We start from the raw sequence: 16,636 nt of genomic DNA on the forward strand, positions 1-16,636 counted from the left end.
CTTACTCTCATGCATGCTGGGCCAGCCGTGGCGGATTTGCACGGCTGGCCGGAATGGCAAAGGGGGGCGTTCGGTCCGGCCTTAGCCGAATTGCAGCCCGCCATTCATGTCGATCACGGTGCCGGTCATGAAACCTGCCAGCGGTGCCGCAAGGAAGCGCACCGCATGGGCCACCTCTTCGGGCTCGCAGAAGCGGCCCACGGGGATCGCGGCCAGCTGGCGGTCGCGGTCTGCCTGCGAAAGCTGCTCCATGATCATCGGCGAGACGACATAGGCCGGGGCAATCGCATTCGAGGTGATGCCGGTCGCGGTCAGCTCGCGGGCGGCGGAATAGGTCAGCCCGACCAGCGCCGCCTTAGAGACCGAATAGCCGGTGCCCGCCGTCAGCCCGCCCGATTTCCAGGCGTAAGAGGCGATATTGATGATACGGCCCCAGGCCTTTGCCTTCATCCCCGGCACCACCGCCTGGACCAGCAAAAGCGCGGCATCCAGGTTGATCGCCATCAGCCTGTGCCATTCTTCCAGCGTGGTGCCTGCCAGTTTGTTCGGCGACAGGATGCCCGCATTGTTCACCAGAATGTCTATGGTGCCGACCTGGGCCAGCACTTCGGCGATCCGGGTTTGCAGCGCTGCGGAATCGCCCAGATCCGCCAGCATCGGCACGCAGGCCGGGCCGCATTCCGCCACCAGACGATCCAGCGCGGCCGCGTCACGGTCGCAGGCGATTACGGTTGCGCCCGCCTCGATCAGCCCGCGCAGGATCGCACTGCCAATCCCGCCTGCCGCCCCGGTCACCAGCGCGTTCTTGCCCTGAAGTTCCATACATTATCTCCCTTTGATCCCTGCCCTTACAGGGACAAATTCCTGCGCTGATCCTCGGGCATCTGCCCGAAGATCACGAAAACCATGTCGAGATGGGTGGTCAGCGCCTGCTCGGCGCCCGCCACATCGCCGCGATCCAGGGCATCGACCACGGCCAGATGCTCGCGGATCACATCGGGAAGCCGCTCGGGCTTGGCCCAGTAGCGGTGAAACCGGGTCAGCGTGACCTTGGCCGCCATGATCGCCTGCCAGACCCCCTCGCGCCCGGCAAAGGTGCCCAGCAGATGGTGAAAGGCCTCATCGGCGTGGAAGAAACCGTCGGGATCATTGCCCGCGATCACCCGTTCCTGCTCTGCCACCGCCTCGCGCATGGCCCGGCTCATCTCGGGGGTCCATTTCGGCGCGACCTCACGCAAAAGCGCGACCTCAAGCGAGCGGCGAATGAAATGGCTGTCCTGCAGCCCCGCCAGGCTGATCGGCGCAACAAAGCTGCCAAGCTGGGGGAAGACATCGACCAGCCCCTCTTCGGCAAGGCGCTGGATCGCCGTGCGCACCGGCGTACGCGAGACTGAAAACTGGCGGCAAATGGAATTCTCGCTGATCGGCGTGCCCGGCAGCAGCCGCACCTCGACAATGGCACGACGCAATACGCTGTGCAGCTGATCCGAGACCGAGAGATGGCGATCAAGCGTGAAAGCCAGCCGTTCCAGCCCCGTTTCCCCCAGGGCCGAGTTGGCCCAGGCGGACGATTCTGGTCTGGCGGAAGGATGCTTCATGCAAGTTTCCCTGTTTTTTCCGTCACTTACAAATTTCATTTGCGACTTGTATACAAGCATACTAGGGTCCAGCCCGCAAATGCAAGCGAAGCGTTGTGATGAGGAGCCAGCGTCTGGCCCGGGGAACACGCAGCGATTTCTTTGCTTCCTGAGGAGGACATCATGACTGATTTTGCGCGCCGCATCGCAGCGGCCAGCCTGCTGAGCCTTGGTCTTGCGGGAGCCGCAAGCGCCGAGAGCGATTCGATGATCGCCCTGGTGCCGGGCGGGCCGAACCCCTATTTCACCGCCTGGGAACAGGCCGGTGTCGATGCTGCCGCCGAGTTCGGCCTTGCGGCTTCGGATTTCAAAGTGCCCCAGAAATGGGAGCTGTCGCAGCAAAACCAGCTGCTCGAAAGCCTGCTGAGCCAGGGCTACAACGGCTTTCTGATTTTCCCGGGCGATCCGGTCGGCTCGATCTCGATCGCAGAAGAGCTGGTCGCCAATGACGCGCAGGTGATCGCGGGCGCTGGCTGCTTCCAGGACCCGTCGCCTGCGGCTTTCTGCCTTGGCACGGACACCGGCAATTCGGCCTATCTGGGCATGCAGGCGCTGGTCAAATCCTTTGGCGAAGAGGCAAAGGGCAAGAAAGTCGCGCATTTCACCGGCTTCCTGGTCGATCCGAACACCCAGCTGCGTATCGACGCGGTGAAGAAAGCCGCTGATGAGGCCGGGATAGAGATCGTCCAGGTCATCGCCGATATCGACGCGCCAGAGCCGGCCGAGGAAAAGATCAACGCCTATCTGGCCGCCCATGCCGGAAATATTGACGGCATCATCACCACAGCCTGGGTGCCTTCGGTTGTTTCGGCCAATGCGCTGCGCAAGATCGGCGACAAGCGGATCCATATGGTCGGCATCGACCATGACGAGGTGGTCCTGCAGGCGGTGCGCGATGGTTTCGTGCATGGCACGATGATCCAGAACCCCTATGGCCAGGCCTGGCTGGGCAGCTTCGCGCTGGACAAGCTGCGCTCGGGCTGCACGGTGAAAGAGGATGCGCCCTTCATCGCCAATGCGCTGACCACCAAATTCATCGACTCGGGCACGGCGCTGATCGATGCCTCGAATGTCGATGGCTATGTCGATGTGATGCGTGAGCAGACCGCCAAAATCTATGACGGCTTCGAAGCCAGCTATCTGAGCTGCAACTGACCACGGGGCATGCGGCCGGTCCTGCCCTGCGTTTAACCGCGCAGGGAAGGATCGGCCCGCCTTTCCCCCTGCGGTCCCGGATCACAGCGGGGCCGCTGTTCAGGGGGTGATATTTACAGGTTTTCGCGCCCGAAAGGGGCGGCGCGTGCGTGTTCCGGGCCAGCAACCCGTGTGAAAGGCCCGTCAGAGAGGGCCGCGCCAGACATCCATTCTACAGGACCCATCACATGACATCGCATGATGTATCGCATGGCTCGAACGGCCCGATATCAACGCCAGCCCCATCCTCTGGCGCGCCCTCTTCCGGCGCACCTGCCCAGCTTTCGCCCCTGCGGCGGTTTTTGCTGACCAATGAATTCGGCCTGATCCTGCTGATCGTGCTGTTTGCGGTGCTTTTCGCGGTGACGACGCGCGGCTTTACCACGCCTTTCAGCCTTTTCACCCTGGGGCGCAGTGCCGCAGTCAATATCATGATCGGCCTGTCGATGATGGCGGTGATCGTGACGGGGGGGCTAAGCCTTGCGGTGGGGGCCATTGGTGTCTGCGCGGCGATGTTTCTGGGCTATCTGATCCAGAGCCTGGGCATGCCCTGGCCGCTGGCGATTCTGGCGGCCATTGCGATGGGCGCGGCGCTTGGTTTCATCAATGGCTTTGCCGTGGTGCGCACCGGGCTGCACAGCTTCATCATCACGCTGGCGACCATGAGCATCTTCTTTGGCGTCATGGTTTTCCTGACCCGCGCCGAGGCCTTCCGTGGCCTGCCGCCGGTCTTTGCCGATTTCGGCAAGATGAAATTCGCCACCTATTTCTCGCCTCTTCTGCTGGTGACGCTGGCGGCGGCCCTGGGTCTTGGCTGGCTTTACCGCTACAGCGTGCTGGGGCGTGAGATGCTGGCCGCAGGCGCGCGCCCCGAAGCGGCCGAGCTGTCGGGCATCCGCGTCGGCCGTATGATCATTTATTGCCACATGCTTTCGGGAGCGCTGGCGGCGCTGGCCGCTTTGATGCTGGTCGCGCGCAATGGCGCGGCGATCCCCTCGATGGCAGGACAGCTGGGCCAGGACTGGCTTTTGCCTGCCTTCCTTGGCCCGGTACTGGGGGGCACGCTTTTGAACGGGGGCCGGGCCGCAGTGCTGGGAACCTGCCTTGGGGCGTTTCTTGTCACCATGCTCAGCTCGGGCCTGCTGCTGATGCGGGTGGGCGAGTTCTGGGTGCAAAGCTTCCTGGGTCTTCTTCTTCTGCTGGCCGTGCTGATGGACAAATTGCGCCGCAGCTATCTGGCCCGCCGCAATCTGGTCTGAGGTTTCCATGACACCCTTCTCCCGCATCCTCAGAACCGACTGGTTCGGCCCGCTGATCATCGTGATCCTTGCCGTGGTGGTGATCCGCGCCTTCAGCCCGCAATTCCTGTCGCCCCTGAATATCCAGGTTCTGCTGCTGGCCATCGCGGTCAATGCGCTGATTGCCTATGCGCAGATGATGATCATTGCGATCGGCCAGATGAACCTTTCGGTCGGCGCAATCGGCGGCCTGGCCGCGATCTCTTTCGCCGGCATGATGGAGGTCTGGGGCATCCCCGCGCCCCTGGCTGCCGCTCTTGCGCTTCTGATCGGGCTGCTTTGCGGCTTTGTGAACGGGGTGATGATTGCGGTGACCGGGATCTCGGCCTTTGTGATCACGCTGGCGACGCTGGCGATCTATAAGGGCATCAACCTGGGCATCACCGAGGCGCAGCCCTTCTACGGCATTCCTGCCAACGTGAAGGCCTTCGGCAATGGATCGCTGTTCAACCTGATCCCGCTGATCGCGCTGCCGACCCTGGTGGCGGCTGTCGGCCTGTGGTTTTTGCTGTTCCGCCTGCCCGCCGGGCGCTTTATCCTGGCGGTGGGTGGCAATGAACATGCAGCCCAGCTGTCAGGCATTAAGGTTGGTCGCACCATCACGCTGGCCCATGCGATTTCGGGCTTTCTGGCGGCAGGCGCGGGGATCCTGGTGGTGGCGCGGGTGCAGGTTGGCCAGCCCTCGATCGGCGATGACTGGCTGATCCTGTCCTTTGCGGCCCCGGTGATCGGCGGTGCCATTCTGACCGGCGGCCATGTCAGCGTTGCCGCCACCACGCTGGGGGTGGTGATTGTTGCGCTGATCACCCAGGCGCTGGTTCTGTTCAATATCGACCCCTTCCTTGTGCAGGTGGTGATGGGTGGCCTGATCCTTGTCGCGGTCGGCATCAACCGCCTGCGCGAGACCCGGATGCAAGCCCTGAAGCGGAGCGTTTGACATGGATGTGACCCCCATCTTCGAGGCGAAAAACATCGTCAAAACCTTCCCCGGCGTGCGCGCGCTGAAGGGCGTGTCGCTTTCGCTGCTGCCCGGCTCGGTGCATGCGCTGCTGGGCGAGAACGGCGCGGGGAAATCGACGCTGATCAAGGTGATCACCGGCGTGCACCGTCAGACCTCGGGCCAACTTTTGCTGAACGGGGAAGAGGTCAGCTTTGGCTCGACCCATGATGCGGTCGCCAAAGGCATCGGCGTGGTGCACCAGGAGCGCAATCTGATCCCGCGCTTCTCGGTCGCAGAGAATATCCACCTTGAGCAGCTGGCCAACAGCTGGCTGCGCCCGGTCAATTATACCGCCCTGAACCAAAGCGCCCGGCGCTGGCTGGAAGAGCTGAACCTCGACATCGACCCGGCCATGCCGGTCTCGGATCTGTCGGTGGCGCAGATGCAGCTGGTCGAGATCGCAAAGGCGCTGTCTTTGCAAAGCCGGGTGCTGCTGCTGGATGAGCCGACCGCCTCGCTGACCTCCAGCGAAGCGGCGAACCTTTTCACCATCCTGCGGCGGCTGCGCGACAATGGGGCAAGCCTGGTCTTTGTCAGCCACAAGCTGGAAGAGGTGGTCGAGATCTGCGACCGCGTCACCGTGCTGCGCGATGGCGACAATGCCACCGAAAGCCGCCCGATGGCGGGGCTGGGGCGGCAGGATCTGGTGCAGATGATGATCGGCCGCGCCGAAAGCGGCGGCACCTGGCGCAAGCGCGACAGCGCGGCCCAGCCGGTCGTGCTGCAGCTGAAGGATCTGGCCACTTCGGTCGGGCACAAAGACATCAGCATGAACGTCCGCAAGGGCGAGATCGTCGGGCTTTACGGCCTGGTCGGCGCGGGCCGCTCAGAGCTGGCGAAGGCGATCATGGGGCGCTTTCGCGTCACCTCTGGCACGGTTGAGGTGGCGGGCCAGACGGCGCGCATCACCTCGGTCGCCGATGCGATCCACAAATACCGGCTGGGCTATGTCAGCGAGGACCGCAAGACCGAGGGGCTGATCCTGCCGCATTCGGTGCTGGCCAATGCCGGGGTGCCGATCTGGCGCAAGCTCTCGGGCTTTTTGGGCGGGCTGCGGGACAGCACGGTCCGCCGCGCGGTCAGCCCCTATCTGGAAAAGCTGGAGGTCAAGACCCCCAGCCTTGCGCAGACCGTGGGCAATCTTTCCGGCGGCAACCAGCAAAAGATCAGCGTGGCGAAATGGCTGGCGGCGGGTGTGCAGCTTCTGATCGTCGACGAGCCCTCGGTCGGGATCGATATCAAGACCAAAGCCTATCTGCATGATCTGTTGCGCGAGCTGGCCGACAGCGGCACCTCGGTGATCGTGATCTCCAGCGATATGCCAGAGATCATCGCGCTGGCCGACCGGATCGTGGTGATGAATGATTACCGCATCCAGGGCGAGGTTGCGAACATCGGCACCTATGACACCATGAGCCAGGCCATCATGGGCCTGATCCATCGTGATCCGCACAGGGCACAGGTTGCCTGAAGACGGGCCTGAAGACGGGGTTGCCGGCTGGCGACCCGACCCGTCCCGGAAAGCTGCCCTCTCCGGGACGGGCCCATTTTCCGGGGAGGAAGGTATCGCCATGAAACTGGCTCGGTTCAGGGCCGCTGGCGAGGGGGCAGGTCGATAAGACCGTTCAGGATGGCCGGCGCCAGCTCTGGCAGACAGTGCCGGTCTTTGCTGGTCTGGCGGGACTGAACAGCTGGCCGGATGAGCATCCTGTTCGTCTTTGGCATAAGACGCCACACGGCACCTTGCCGGGCACGATTGCCGATATATTGAAGGCAGAGAAAGAAGCGCTGATAACGCTTCCGCCGATATTCGATGGGTTCATCGAGCATGGCAAGCACGTCTCCCTGAGGCGCGGCTAAATCAGCACCCTACCAGGTGTTCATCAAACGACATGAAGTCCTGCGCCCCAGAGAAGAAGCCCTCGACAAGGCGCGTCAGAACGCAGGGCCCCATCGTGATCCCGGGCATCACGCCAGACTTACCGTCGATTTTGACCGTGACCGGGGCAGTGCCGGGGTCAGATGCGGCGCTCAGGGCATGATATTCAGGAATACGTAGCAATTTCAACTATCTCCAGCGATGCAGCCCGTCGGAAGCGGGCGTTACAAACTCCATACTGACGAGGCGCGAAAAATTCGGTCGCATCAGTGGCGACTACCTCGCCCTGACCGGCAGATATGCCAGCTGGGCGGGCACGTCCAAATCTGTCGCATGCCACCCTTACCTCTCTGTCAACCGATGGAGAGCCGCATGAGCTTTGAGCACTATCTGACCCTTGACCTGATCGCCCGTCTTGCAGGCCGTTTCGGACCTGCAAGCCGCGTGGCCAGGGAACTGCCCGGCTGGCTGGAGTATCTGACCGAGATCGAATGTCCCGAGCGGCCGCGCACACGGCCCGGTGCGGTCTGGTGGGAGAAGATCCGTCAGATCAGCCGCAATCTGGTGCCGAAATCCGGCGGTGGTGAGGGCGATATCCTGAACCGGAACTGCGCCATTCTCGGCGCGCATTTCGGCCTCTCGGAGGTTGAAGCCGGTATCCTGACCTTCGTCGGGCATTATAAAGTGTTCGACGGGTTCGAACATGTGGTCGATGGTGCGCTCGACACGAAAGAAGTCACGGTTCCGCTGTTGCTTTCGTGGTTCTGCAAAGCGGCGGAGCCAGAGATCCGCGCGGCCCTGCGGCCTTCGGGCCGGCTCATTTTGTCCGGGCTGGTTCAGCGCAATCGCCCGGGGCGTCATAACCGCATGCCCTTCGATCTGTCCGACAGGCTGCTGGCTGCCCTTATGGCGGATGTTGGGGGCGTCAGCGATCTGATCGGCCTGATGTTCCCCGTGGCGCCCGCCCCTGAGGCCGAATGGCAGGATTTTGAGGGGCTGGGCAAAGATGCCGGGATCATGCGTGACCTGATCGTCCAGGCAATGGCCATGCGGGAAAAGGGGGTGAACATCCTGCTCTATGGCCCGCCCGGCACCGGCAAGACCGAATTCGCGAAAGTGCTGGCACATGATATCGGCGCAGAGCTGCGGGCTGTGGGCGAGACCGATGATGAGGGCGGCGAACCCTCGCGCCGCGAACGTCTGGCCGAGATGGGCATGGCCTGCCGCATGCTTGCCGAACGCCGCGACACGATCCTGCTGTTCGACGAAATGGAGGATCTGTTCGGGGCCGCGAACCCGTTCTTCGGCAATGATCGGCCGTCCAAGGTCCATACCAACCGGATGCTGGAGAGCAATCCGATCCCGGTGATCTGGACCACGAACTCGGTGGAAAGCTGCGATCCCGCCTTCCTGCGCCGGATGAGCTATTCGGCGCTGATGCGGCCCCCTTCCGGCCGGGTGCGGTCGCGGATCTGGCAGCGGCTGGAGGCCCGGCATGGGGTGGGGATCACGGCTACCAGCCTGCCGGATCTGGCAGAGCGGCACGATCAGGCCCCGGCGCTGGTTTCGGATGCGATGCGCGTCGCCCGGCTGTGCGAGGGCGGTGCGCAAATGGTCAGCACGGTGCTGGACGCCGCGGTCCGGCTGGCGAAGGGCGGCGTGGATGCACCGCCGCGCCACCATTCCGAAGTGCCGTGGCAGTCGGAACTGGCCAATGCCGATATGGACCTGGCGCTGATCGGGGCGCGGCTTGCGGCCCCGGATGCACCGAGGCGGGTCAGCTTCTGCCTCGACGGCCCTGCAGGCACCGGGAAAAGCGCCTGGGCACGGCATCTGGCGCGACAGATCGGCATGCCGGTGGTCGAGAAACGCGCCTCGGACCTGATCTCGAAATGGCTGGGCGAGAGCGAGCAGAACATCGCCCGCGCCTTTGCCGAGGCGCGGGCCGAGGGGGCACTTCTGATCTTCGACGAGGCCGACAGTCTGCTCGCAGATCGCCGTAACGCCGAACACAGTTGGGAGGTGTCCCAGGTGAATGAAATGCTGACCTGGATGGAAAGCCACCCGCTGCCCTTCGTCTGCACCACCAATCTGGTGGAAAAGCTCGACCCGGCAACGCAGCGGCGCTTCACCTTCCGCATCCGTTTCGACACCCTCTCGGATGCGCAGATGGAGGCGGCCTGGCGCGCGCATTTCGATGCGGCACCGCCTGAGGGCCTCACGCGGCTTGAACGACTGGCGCCGGGTGATTTCGCCAGTGTCGCCCGCCGGATGCAGGCGATGGGCGAGACGCGGCCCGCGCAGATCCTGCATGAACTGACCCGCGAAGCTGCCGCGAAAGAGGGGGCATCGCGCCCGATCGGCTTTGGCCGTTGACGCCGCCAGGCCGCGCCGCGAAGGTGGCGCGGTATTGCCCGGAGGCCCCATGCGCTACGCCCGTCAGGAAGATCTGTTGATGCTCGCCGTGAAGATGCAGGGATCGGCTGACGGAATGTGTCTTGCCGATATCGAGCGGGAGTTCGGCGTCTCGCGCCGCACGGCAGAGCGCATGCGCGACGCCGTCAGCCGCGCCTATCCGCAGATCGAGGAAATCCCGGGCGATGGCGGTCGCAAATACTGGCGCTTTCCGCCGGGCGCATTGGGGCGGATGGTCGAGCCCACTCTTGACGAACTGACCGCAGGCCACCGGGCCGCAGCCATCACGCGGCGCGAAGGCGATATTACGACCGCCGAGACGCTGGAAAGGTTGCTTACAAAAGTGCAGGCCATGTTTCGCGCGGATCGCCGCCGGATGATTGCGGCGGATCTTGAGGCGCAGCTCATGGCCGATGGCGTCGCCTTCCGCCCCGGCCCACGAGAGAACATCGCGCCCGGGATTCTGTCAGCCCTGCGCGAGGCGATCCTTGCCGGCGTCATGGTATCGAGCGACCACCGTTCCCGCCGCACCGGCAAGCTGTCGCGCAACACGCGCCTTGGCCCCATCGCCATGCTGTTCGGCCAGGGGCGGCAATACCTGCTGGCCTGGAGCGAATATCAGGACGACTTGCGGCTGTTTGCCCTTGCGGGATTTGAAAAGGTTGCGCTGGAGGCCGACAGCTATGCCCGTCCGGAAGACTTCGATTTGCAGGACTGGCTGTCAGAGAGCTTCGGCATCTGGCGCGAAGAGCCGCAGGATGTCGAGTGGCGCTTTCACCCCGATGTGGCGGAGGAGGCTGCAGGATATGTGTTCCATCCGAAGCAAAGGATAGAACGGCTGGGGGACGGGTCTTTGGTGGTGCGGTTCAGAGCCGGCGGGCAGCAGGAAATGGAATGGTATCTCGCCCGATGGGGAGATAGGGTTGAGGTGAAATTTTTTAATGGAGGCGAGAGATGAGTTTCGAGAGAGATGTTAATAATTTTCCAGAAGACTGGCGGGGAATAGTGAAAAAATGGGCAAGTCTTAATATTGGATATTATGATCGCCATTCCGACCTCCCTGCGTGGTATGTCGAAAACTCCAACTCGGCACTTTTCGCCGCTGCGGCCTGGGCAGAGGGCCATTATGCGCTTTGCGAGGTTGATGTAGAAAAGAAATATTATACTGGACGGGCGGGGCGGCCTGCATCCTATGCCGGAAGAATGGATATTGAACTGACAATTGGTGAGGAGGTTTATTGGATCGAGGCCAAGCGCCGTGCATTCTCTTTGGGTGAAGAATCGAATTACTCGTTTCGCCATTCATTTATGAATGCATCCGTGGAAGAGGCATATGCCAATGCGCGACAATGTAGGCCAGCCGCAAGAGATATGGGTGCAAAGGTGGCGTCTCTGGTATTCTTTTCGGGCCATATCGAGCCCGACATGGCCGAGCGCGGAGCAGGCGCCACCCCCCGATTGCGAGAGCAACTGATAGCGAGTGAGGTTGCGGCACTGAGGCATAAGATGAGAGAACTCTCTGACAAAATGAACGGAAGAGTATTTCACGCGATATTCAGTCAGCGCGACTGCAGGATCTATGCAAACTGGCAAGGTTATTATTGGCCTGCGGCATTTGGTGTTGCCGCTGTTATCGACGATTGAAGTAATCTCTACTGCCGGCATCCGTCCGTATTTGGCGTATTGACCGGCCATCCTGCCCCAAACCACCTGACCTGCCCCCCGGTCGTCCCTCGGTCTGGTTCAGAGTGATGCCACACGGCCGGTCATGGACGATGAGCCCTACGCATTCTCGGGCCTGCTTCTGGCGCTTCTCTGTCCATCCGGGCAAAGATCATCTTGCCTAATGCTTTGAAATCATAACCATCCTCGTTACAGTTTTCCTGATCAGCAGATTGTGGGCCATTCATGCATTACCCCTTTCTCGTCAGTGATCCACGTTCCGGCTTGCAATATCGCTGACCGATACCAGCCTGGCGGACCTGACCCTCGCGCCCATGGCCACTGAATGGGCGCCGGGGCTCGCCATTGCCGAGGCGCCTGACCCGGTCTGGGCGGAAAGCCTTGCCAATGCGCCGGTTGAGACGATCTCGGCGGTGACAATGGCGCTGATGGATCTGATATTGGCCACGCCGGATCTGAAAGTGCCGAGCGTTGATCACCTGCCCGAGAGCCGCGTCAGGCGGCATTTCCTGGCGCTGGTCGGGCTGTGGCAAAGGCCGGGGGATGCGCTGCCAGCTTGCCCGGGCCTTTGCCGCCTAGGGCGTGGCCCTGTCGGGCCTGCCGGGCCATTTGCCCGAGCGTGATGTCATTGGCGGGACCGCGCTGCACCTGGCGCGGTCCAGGCGCCCGCCGACCCCGGCGATGGTTCTGGCGCGCCTCTCGCTTTCACCGCTGATGCCCTGGTCCGCCCAGACTGGTCGTGATCGGACCGAGCGCGATCTGGCCGAAAGCCTGATGGGCGGCGATTTCCGGGGCACCATCCTTACTGCCACGCCCGCGCATAAAGACCTGTGGCACGATGCCCGGCAGCTACAAACGCGGCATGCAAACTGATCTTCCACAGCCTGGGTTCGATCATGGCGCAGACTGTGCTGCGGTGGCCGTCAAATAGCCGCTTCGGGGAATACAGCAAAGCCACACCTGATGCGTCTGCCCGGCGATTAAGGGGTGCAGGCGACGCCCTGTCGGTATCGCCACCCTGTTGCCGGGCATTACGCAGTCTTGCTGCAATGAAGCTGGATCTGCAAACAGAGCATTCCTGGGCCGTTACAACGCCGTGAGATGCACCAAATGGCTGCCCATACTGACGCCTTCGCCGGCAGCATTGATGGTTGCGAAATAGTCATTCCAGCCTGAGGCCGAAATGCCGGATACCAGTGCAGCGATGGCGGCAGCGTCCGGTGCGCGCCAGATCGCAAAGAACTTCTGATCCGCCGCATGAAGGGTTTCCGCCTCTGTCTCGCCGAAAGCGAGCGCCTCGACGCCAAGCGCCGTAAGGGCCCCCATCCCAGCACCAACGGTCTCGAAAAACCGGCGACGCCCGTTTTGGTCCAGCGCCAGCCATGCGGGTTTCGGCGAGTAGAGTTCGGCCAGATAATGTGCCATGTGCAGTCCTTTCCTGTATCAGCCCTTGCTGTCAATGGTGCGCAGAGCGCGTTTGCAGATGCGGGCGGTCGCTGCTGTCGGGCTTTGCACCGACCAGCGGGCACAAAGCGCGCGCACCCAGTCAGGCTGGTCTTTGCTGGCGTCATTCAGCCAGTTCCCCACCGAATCCTGCACATATACGGCGGGATCGGCCCGCAGGGGTTCCAGCACCGGCAGCGCCTTTTCAGGCTGCTGGCGCAGCAGGCGAAGGTGCGCGCACCAGACGCCGCGCGGGCGGATCGCCTCGCTGGCGAAACGCCGCAGGCGCTCGGACGGCTCGCCCGCCCAATGTGAAAGCAGCGCAATCGCGGTGTCGGGATCCTCGGCGATATGGGGTCTGACGGCCATCCACGACCATTCCCGCACCCCGAAATGGGGATCATCGGCAAGGGGCCGGATCGCAGCAAGCCGGTCGGCCATGGAAATGTCGCGGGCCTGGCCGATCATGAAACAGGCCCAGCCCCGCAGCGTGTCCGAGGGATGGCCCTGCAGCATTTCCACGATACCCGGGCCAGGCCGCTCTGCAATCAGCTGCGCGGCCAGAACCATGCGTCGGGAAATGCCCTCTTGCGCCGCCCCCTCCATGGCCGGGATGGCGACCTCCCAAGGCTCGGGAAGCGTCGCACGCATCAGGGCGGCGAAATCGACGGCCAGACATTCGGTCAGGGTGGCCGCCTCGATCGCACCGGCGTTAAGAAGGGCAAGCCGGGACGGGTCGATATCCGTCACGCGTTTGCCCGGGCGGGGCCCTGTCATCGCCGGTCGCCCTCAGTGGGTGCCAGATTGCGCCAGACCCGCTGCAACAGGCCGCTGAGCACCTCGCGCTCACTCTCGCTCAGGCCTGAGAAAAGACCGGCGATCCATTGGCTGTGCTCCTGGAACAGCTCGGCTGCCAGTGCTTGCCCCTGGGCGGTCAGGCGAACGGTGACCTGACGTCGATCCTGATGATCGCGCGAGCGGGCGAGGAAGCCGTCGCGCTCCAGCCCGTCAAGGAGGCCGGTCACCGTAGCGCGGGTGACGCCGGCCCGATCCGCCAGTTCATGCGGCGCAAGCCCGTCGGGCAGATCGCGCAACAGGAACAGCAGCACAAACTTTCCTTCGGAAAGCCTGTGTGGCGCAAGACGCCCGGCACAGGCCCGGTCGATGCCCGAGGCCAGGGAAAGCAGCTCAAAGCAAAGCCGCATAGTCCCCGTGCCCGGCTGGCCGCGGCGCTGCGCCTCATCAAGCAAGGCGAGGTGTTTTTGTTCGAGCATTGTCATTCGCCACCTAATAATACGTCGGCTAATTAAATGTCAACGCCTCGTCAGCCCAGGATCGCGAAAGGGCAGAGACCCGAGGATCTCTGCCCTTTCTCTTTCCGATGCGGGCCTTGCCCGAAACAAGGGCCGCCGGTTCAGAAGGCCTGGCGATAAAGCGCGAGGGCCGCGGCCTCATCCACCTCGACGGGGTTGTTTTGCAAGAGCCGCGTCTGCAGCATCGCCGAACGCGCCAGCAGCGGCAGGCTGTCCTCGGTCACGTTGACGTCGCGCAGCCGCCGGGGTGCGCCGCTGCGGTCCATCAGATCCTCCATAAAGGAGACGAAAGTCGCGGCGCGGGCCTGGGTGCCTTCATCCGAGGGGCCTGCGACCACATCGGCAAGCTGGGCATAAAGCGGCGCGGCGGCGGTCATATTGTAGCGCAGAACCGGCCCAAGCATCAGCGCATTGGTCAGCCCATGCGGCAGATGGTAATGACCGCCCAGGGGGTAGGCCAGGGCGTGAACCGCGCCGACCGGGCTGTTCGAGAAGGCCTGCCCCGCGAAATTCGCCCCGATCAGCATCCCCTCGCGGGCAGCACGGTCAGTGCCATCCTGGCAGGCGGCGACGATATGGCGGGCCAGCAGCCGCAGCGCCTCGCGGGCGAAAAGATCCGACAGCAGGTTCTTTTTGTGGCGGCTGGTATAGGCCTCGATCGCATGGACCATGGCATCGATCCCGGTCGCGGCGGTCTGCACCGGCGGCAGGCCGATGGTCAGCTCTGCATCCAGCAGCACCCGATCCGCATAAAGCTGATGCGAAACGATGCCCATTTTGGTGGTCTCGCCGGTGGTGAGGATGGTGATATTCGTCACCTCCGACCCGGTTCCCGCAGTCGTCGGCACCTGCACCAGCGGCAGCCGCCCGCCGGTCACCTTACCGATGCCATAAAGCTCGGCCAGCGGTTGCTGGCTGACCAGCATGACCGCAACCAGCTTGGCGATATCCATCGAGGAACCGCCACCGAGCCCCATGACGATCTCGGCGCCTGCCGCGCGGCCCTGGTCCACACAGGCCATCAGCACCGCCTCTGGCGGGTCGGCGACCACATCGTCAAAGACGGAAACCGTGAAACCATGGGCGGCCAGCGAGGCCTTCGCCGGCTCCAAAAGCCCCGCCTCATGCAGGAATTTATCCGTCACGATCAAGAGCCTGCGCGCCGGGAACCAGCCCGCCAGCAATTCGCCCATCCGGGCAGCCCCGCCCCATTCCACCAGCGTCGAGCCGGGGGTGTCAAAGGAAAAGGCTTTCATCAGTTCGGTCATCTTTCAGTCCTTCCGTTCTGGCTGATCGGGAAAACAGCTCAGAATGCGCTGCAGAGGTATTTCAGCTCGAGATAGTCCTCGATCCCGTATTTCGAGCCCTCGCGGCCAAGGCCGGATTGCTTGACGCCACCAAAGGGCGCCACCTCATTCGAGATCAGGCCGGTGTTATGGCCGACCATGCCGTATTCCAGCGCCTCAGAGACGCGGATCACCCTTGCGTGGTCGCGGGTGAAGAAATAGGCGGCCAGGCCGAAGATCGTGTCATTGGCCATTTCAATCGCCTCTTCTTCGGTGTCGAAGGCAAAGACGGGGGCCATGGGGCCAAAGGTTTCCTCTTGCGCGACGGCCATCTGCGGCGTCACCCCGGTCAAAAGCGCCGGTTCAAAGTAAAGCCCGCCCAGCCGTTTGCCGCCGGTGACAAGGGTTGCCCCCTTTTCCACCGCATCGCTGATATGGCTTTCCACCTTGTCGAGGGCCTTTGCCTCGATCATCGGGCCGATCTCGGTGCCTGCAGCCATGCCGTCGCCGACCTTCAGGCCCGCCACCCTCTCTGCCAGTCGCGCGACAAAGGCGTCATGGATGCCGCGCTGCACCAAAAGGCGGTTGGCACAGACGCAGGTTTGCCCGGCATTGCGGAATTTCGACAGCATCGCGCCCTCGACCGCCTGATCCAGATCGGCGTCGTCAAAGACGATGAAGGGGGCATTGCCGCCAAGTTCCAGGCTGAGTTTCTTGATCGTCGGCGCGCATTGCGCCATCAAAAGCCGCCCCACCTCGGTCGAGCCGGTGAAGGACAGCTTGCGCACCACATCGCTGTCGGTCAGCACCTTGCCGATCTTCGAGGCAGAGCCCGTCACCACCTGGAACACCCCTGCTGGAACCCCGGCGCGCTGTGCCAGCTCGGCCAGCGCCAGCGCGGAAAGCGGTGTCAGATCGGCCGGGCGCAGGATCATCGCGCAGCCGGCGGCAAGTGCAGGGGCCGCCTTGCGGGTGATCATCGCCGCCGGGAAATTCCAGGGCGTGATGGCCGCGGTAACGCCGATCGGCTGGCGCAGCACGGTGATGCGCTGATTGGCTTTCGGGGCGGGAATGGTATCGCCGTAGACGCGCTTCGCCTCTTCGGCGAACCATTCGACAAAGCTTGCGGCATAGGCGATCTCGCCTTTGGCCTCTGCCAGTGGCTTGCCCTGTTCGGCGGTCATGATCCGGCCCAGATCCTCCTGGTGCTGCAGCATCAGCTCAAACCATTGCCGCAGGATCTTGCTGCGCTCGGCCGCCGGGCGCGCCGCCCAGAGCTTTTGCGCCACCGCCGCCGCCTCGATTACTGCGGAGATTTCTTCCGGGCTCATCTGCGGCACCTGGCCGACCAGCGCCCCGCTGGCAGGATTGGTCACATCGGTCACGGCAGCAGACCGGGCGTTCACCCATTCGCCATTCACAAGACAGGCCGATTTCAGCAGGCCGGCATCATTCAGAGAGATCATCATCAGGGTCTTTCAGCGCAGG

General features: G+C 63.2%; 17 protein-coding genes. 9 read left to right on the forward strand and 8 right to left on the reverse strand.

Features of this window, described 5'->3' with window-relative positions; genetic code table 11:
• Positions 1-81: 81 nt before the first annotated feature.
• Together HOY34_RS14990 and HOY34_RS14995 are read right to left on the reverse strand one after the other, a co-directional pair.
• Positions 82-822, reverse strand: coding sequence for an SDR family NAD(P)-dependent oxidoreductase (locus HOY34_RS14990; protein WP_172364250.1), 741 nt, complete (start codon positions 820-822; stop codon positions 82-84).
• Positions 823-848: 26 nt separating this feature from the next.
• The gene (locus HOY34_RS14995) at positions 849-1,598 is read right to left on the reverse strand and encodes a GntR family transcriptional regulator (protein WP_172364252.1); all 750 of its coding nucleotides are present in this window, start codon (positions 1,596-1,598) and stop codon (positions 849-851) included.
• A gap of 162 nt (positions 1,599-1,760) precedes the next feature.
• Here HOY34_RS14995 and HOY34_RS15000 point away from each other — a divergent pair, with 162 nt between their 5' ends.
• The 4 genes from HOY34_RS15000 to HOY34_RS15015 all read left to right on the forward strand — a co-directional run bounded on the left by HOY34_RS15000 (position 1,761) and on the right by HOY34_RS15015 (position 6,600).
• Positions 1,761-2,792 carry a sugar ABC transporter substrate-binding protein gene (locus HOY34_RS15000; RefSeq protein WP_172364254.1) on the forward strand — a complete coding sequence of 344 codons (1,032 nt, stop codon included), beginning with the start codon at positions 1,761-1,763 and terminating at the stop codon, positions 2,790-2,792.
• A gap of 227 nt (positions 2,793-3,019) precedes the next feature.
• Positions 3,020-4,090, forward strand: coding sequence for an ABC transporter permease (locus tag HOY34_RS15005; RefSeq protein WP_172364256.1), 1,071 nt, complete (start codon positions 3,020-3,022; stop codon positions 4,088-4,090).
• Between the two features lie 7 nt (positions 4,091-4,097).
• On the forward strand, positions 4,098-5,066 hold the full coding sequence (locus HOY34_RS15010) for an ABC transporter permease (RefSeq protein ID WP_172364258.1): 969 nt from the start codon (positions 4,098-4,100) through the stop codon (positions 5,064-5,066).
• Between the two features lies 1 nt (position 5,067).
• Positions 5,068-6,600: a sugar ABC transporter ATP-binding protein gene (locus HOY34_RS15015; protein ID WP_172364260.1), complete on the forward strand. Its 1,533-nt coding sequence runs from the start codon at positions 5,068-5,070 to the stop codon at positions 6,598-6,600.
• A 116-nt stretch (positions 6,601-6,716) separates the two neighbouring features.
• Here the strand turns inward: HOY34_RS15015 and HOY34_RS15020 are convergent, their stop codons facing one another.
• Positions 6,717-6,959, reverse strand: coding sequence for a hypothetical protein (locus HOY34_RS15020; RefSeq protein WP_172364262.1), 243 nt, complete (start codon positions 6,957-6,959; stop codon positions 6,717-6,719).
• A gap of 421 nt (positions 6,960-7,380) precedes the next feature.
• Here HOY34_RS15020 and HOY34_RS15025 point away from each other — a divergent pair, with 421 nt between their 5' ends.
• The 5 genes from HOY34_RS15025 to HOY34_RS21845 all read left to right on the forward strand — a co-directional run bounded on the left by HOY34_RS15025 (position 7,381) and on the right by HOY34_RS21845 (position 11,979).
• The gene (locus HOY34_RS15025) at positions 7,381-9,384 is read left to right on the forward strand and encodes an AAA family ATPase (RefSeq protein WP_172364264.1); all 2,004 of its coding nucleotides are present in this window, start codon (positions 7,381-7,383) and stop codon (positions 9,382-9,384) included.
• A 49-nt stretch (positions 9,385-9,433) separates the two neighbouring features.
• On the forward strand, positions 9,434-10,381 hold the full coding sequence (locus tag HOY34_RS15030; protein WP_172364266.1) for a helix-turn-helix transcriptional regulator: 948 nt from the start codon (positions 9,434-9,436) through the stop codon (positions 10,379-10,381).
• The gene (locus HOY34_RS15035) at positions 10,378-11,067 is read left to right on the forward strand and encodes a hypothetical protein (RefSeq protein WP_172364268.1); all 690 of its coding nucleotides are present in this window, start codon (positions 10,378-10,380) and stop codon (positions 11,065-11,067) included. Before HOY34_RS15030 ends, HOY34_RS15035 begins: the two co-directional genes overlap by 4 nt.
• A 353-nt stretch (positions 11,068-11,420) precedes the next feature.
• Entirely contained in the window at positions 11,421-11,729 is a 309-nt protein-coding gene (locus HOY34_RS21840; protein WP_216654773.1) for a hypothetical protein, read from the forward strand.
• Positions 11,716-11,979 carry a hypothetical protein gene (locus tag HOY34_RS21845; protein ID WP_216654774.1) on the forward strand — a complete coding sequence of 88 codons (264 nt, stop codon included), beginning with the start codon at positions 11,716-11,718 and terminating at the stop codon, positions 11,977-11,979. Before HOY34_RS21840 ends, HOY34_RS21845 begins: the two co-directional genes overlap by 14 nt.
• 213 nt (positions 11,980-12,192) lie before the next feature.
• Here HOY34_RS21845 and HOY34_RS15045 read toward each other — a convergent pair whose 3' ends face one another.
• From HOY34_RS15045 to HOY34_RS15065, 5 genes are all read right to left on the reverse strand, one after another.
• A complete protein-coding gene (locus HOY34_RS15045; protein WP_172364270.1) occupies positions 12,193-12,531 on the reverse strand; it encodes a DUF6616 family protein in 339 nt (112 codons plus the stop codon).
• Positions 12,532-12,549: 18 nt separating this feature from the next.
• On the reverse strand, positions 12,550-13,326 hold the full coding sequence (locus HOY34_RS15050; RefSeq protein ID WP_172364272.1) for a HEAT repeat domain-containing protein: 777 nt from the start codon (positions 13,324-13,326) through the stop codon (positions 12,550-12,552).
• Entirely contained in the window at positions 13,323-13,823 is a 501-nt protein-coding gene (locus HOY34_RS15055; RefSeq protein ID WP_253944481.1) for a MarR family winged helix-turn-helix transcriptional regulator, read from the reverse strand. Before HOY34_RS15055 ends, HOY34_RS15050 begins: the two co-directional genes overlap by 4 nt.
• A 140-nt stretch (positions 13,824-13,963) precedes the next feature.
• Positions 13,964-15,130: an iron-containing alcohol dehydrogenase gene (locus HOY34_RS15060; protein WP_172364276.1), complete on the reverse strand. Its 1,167-nt coding sequence runs from the start codon at positions 15,128-15,130 to the stop codon at positions 13,964-13,966.
• Between the two features lie 38 nt (positions 15,131-15,168).
• A complete protein-coding gene (locus tag HOY34_RS15065) occupies positions 15,169-16,617 on the reverse strand; it encodes an NAD-dependent succinate-semialdehyde dehydrogenase (protein WP_216654775.1) in 1,449 nt (482 codons plus the stop codon).
• Between the last annotated feature and the right edge of the window lie 19 nt (positions 16,618-16,636).

The organism is Pseudogemmobacter hezensis, assembly GCF_013155295.1.
Lineage (GTDB): Bacteria > Pseudomonadota > Alphaproteobacteria > Rhodobacterales > Rhodobacteraceae > Pseudogemmobacter > Pseudogemmobacter hezensis.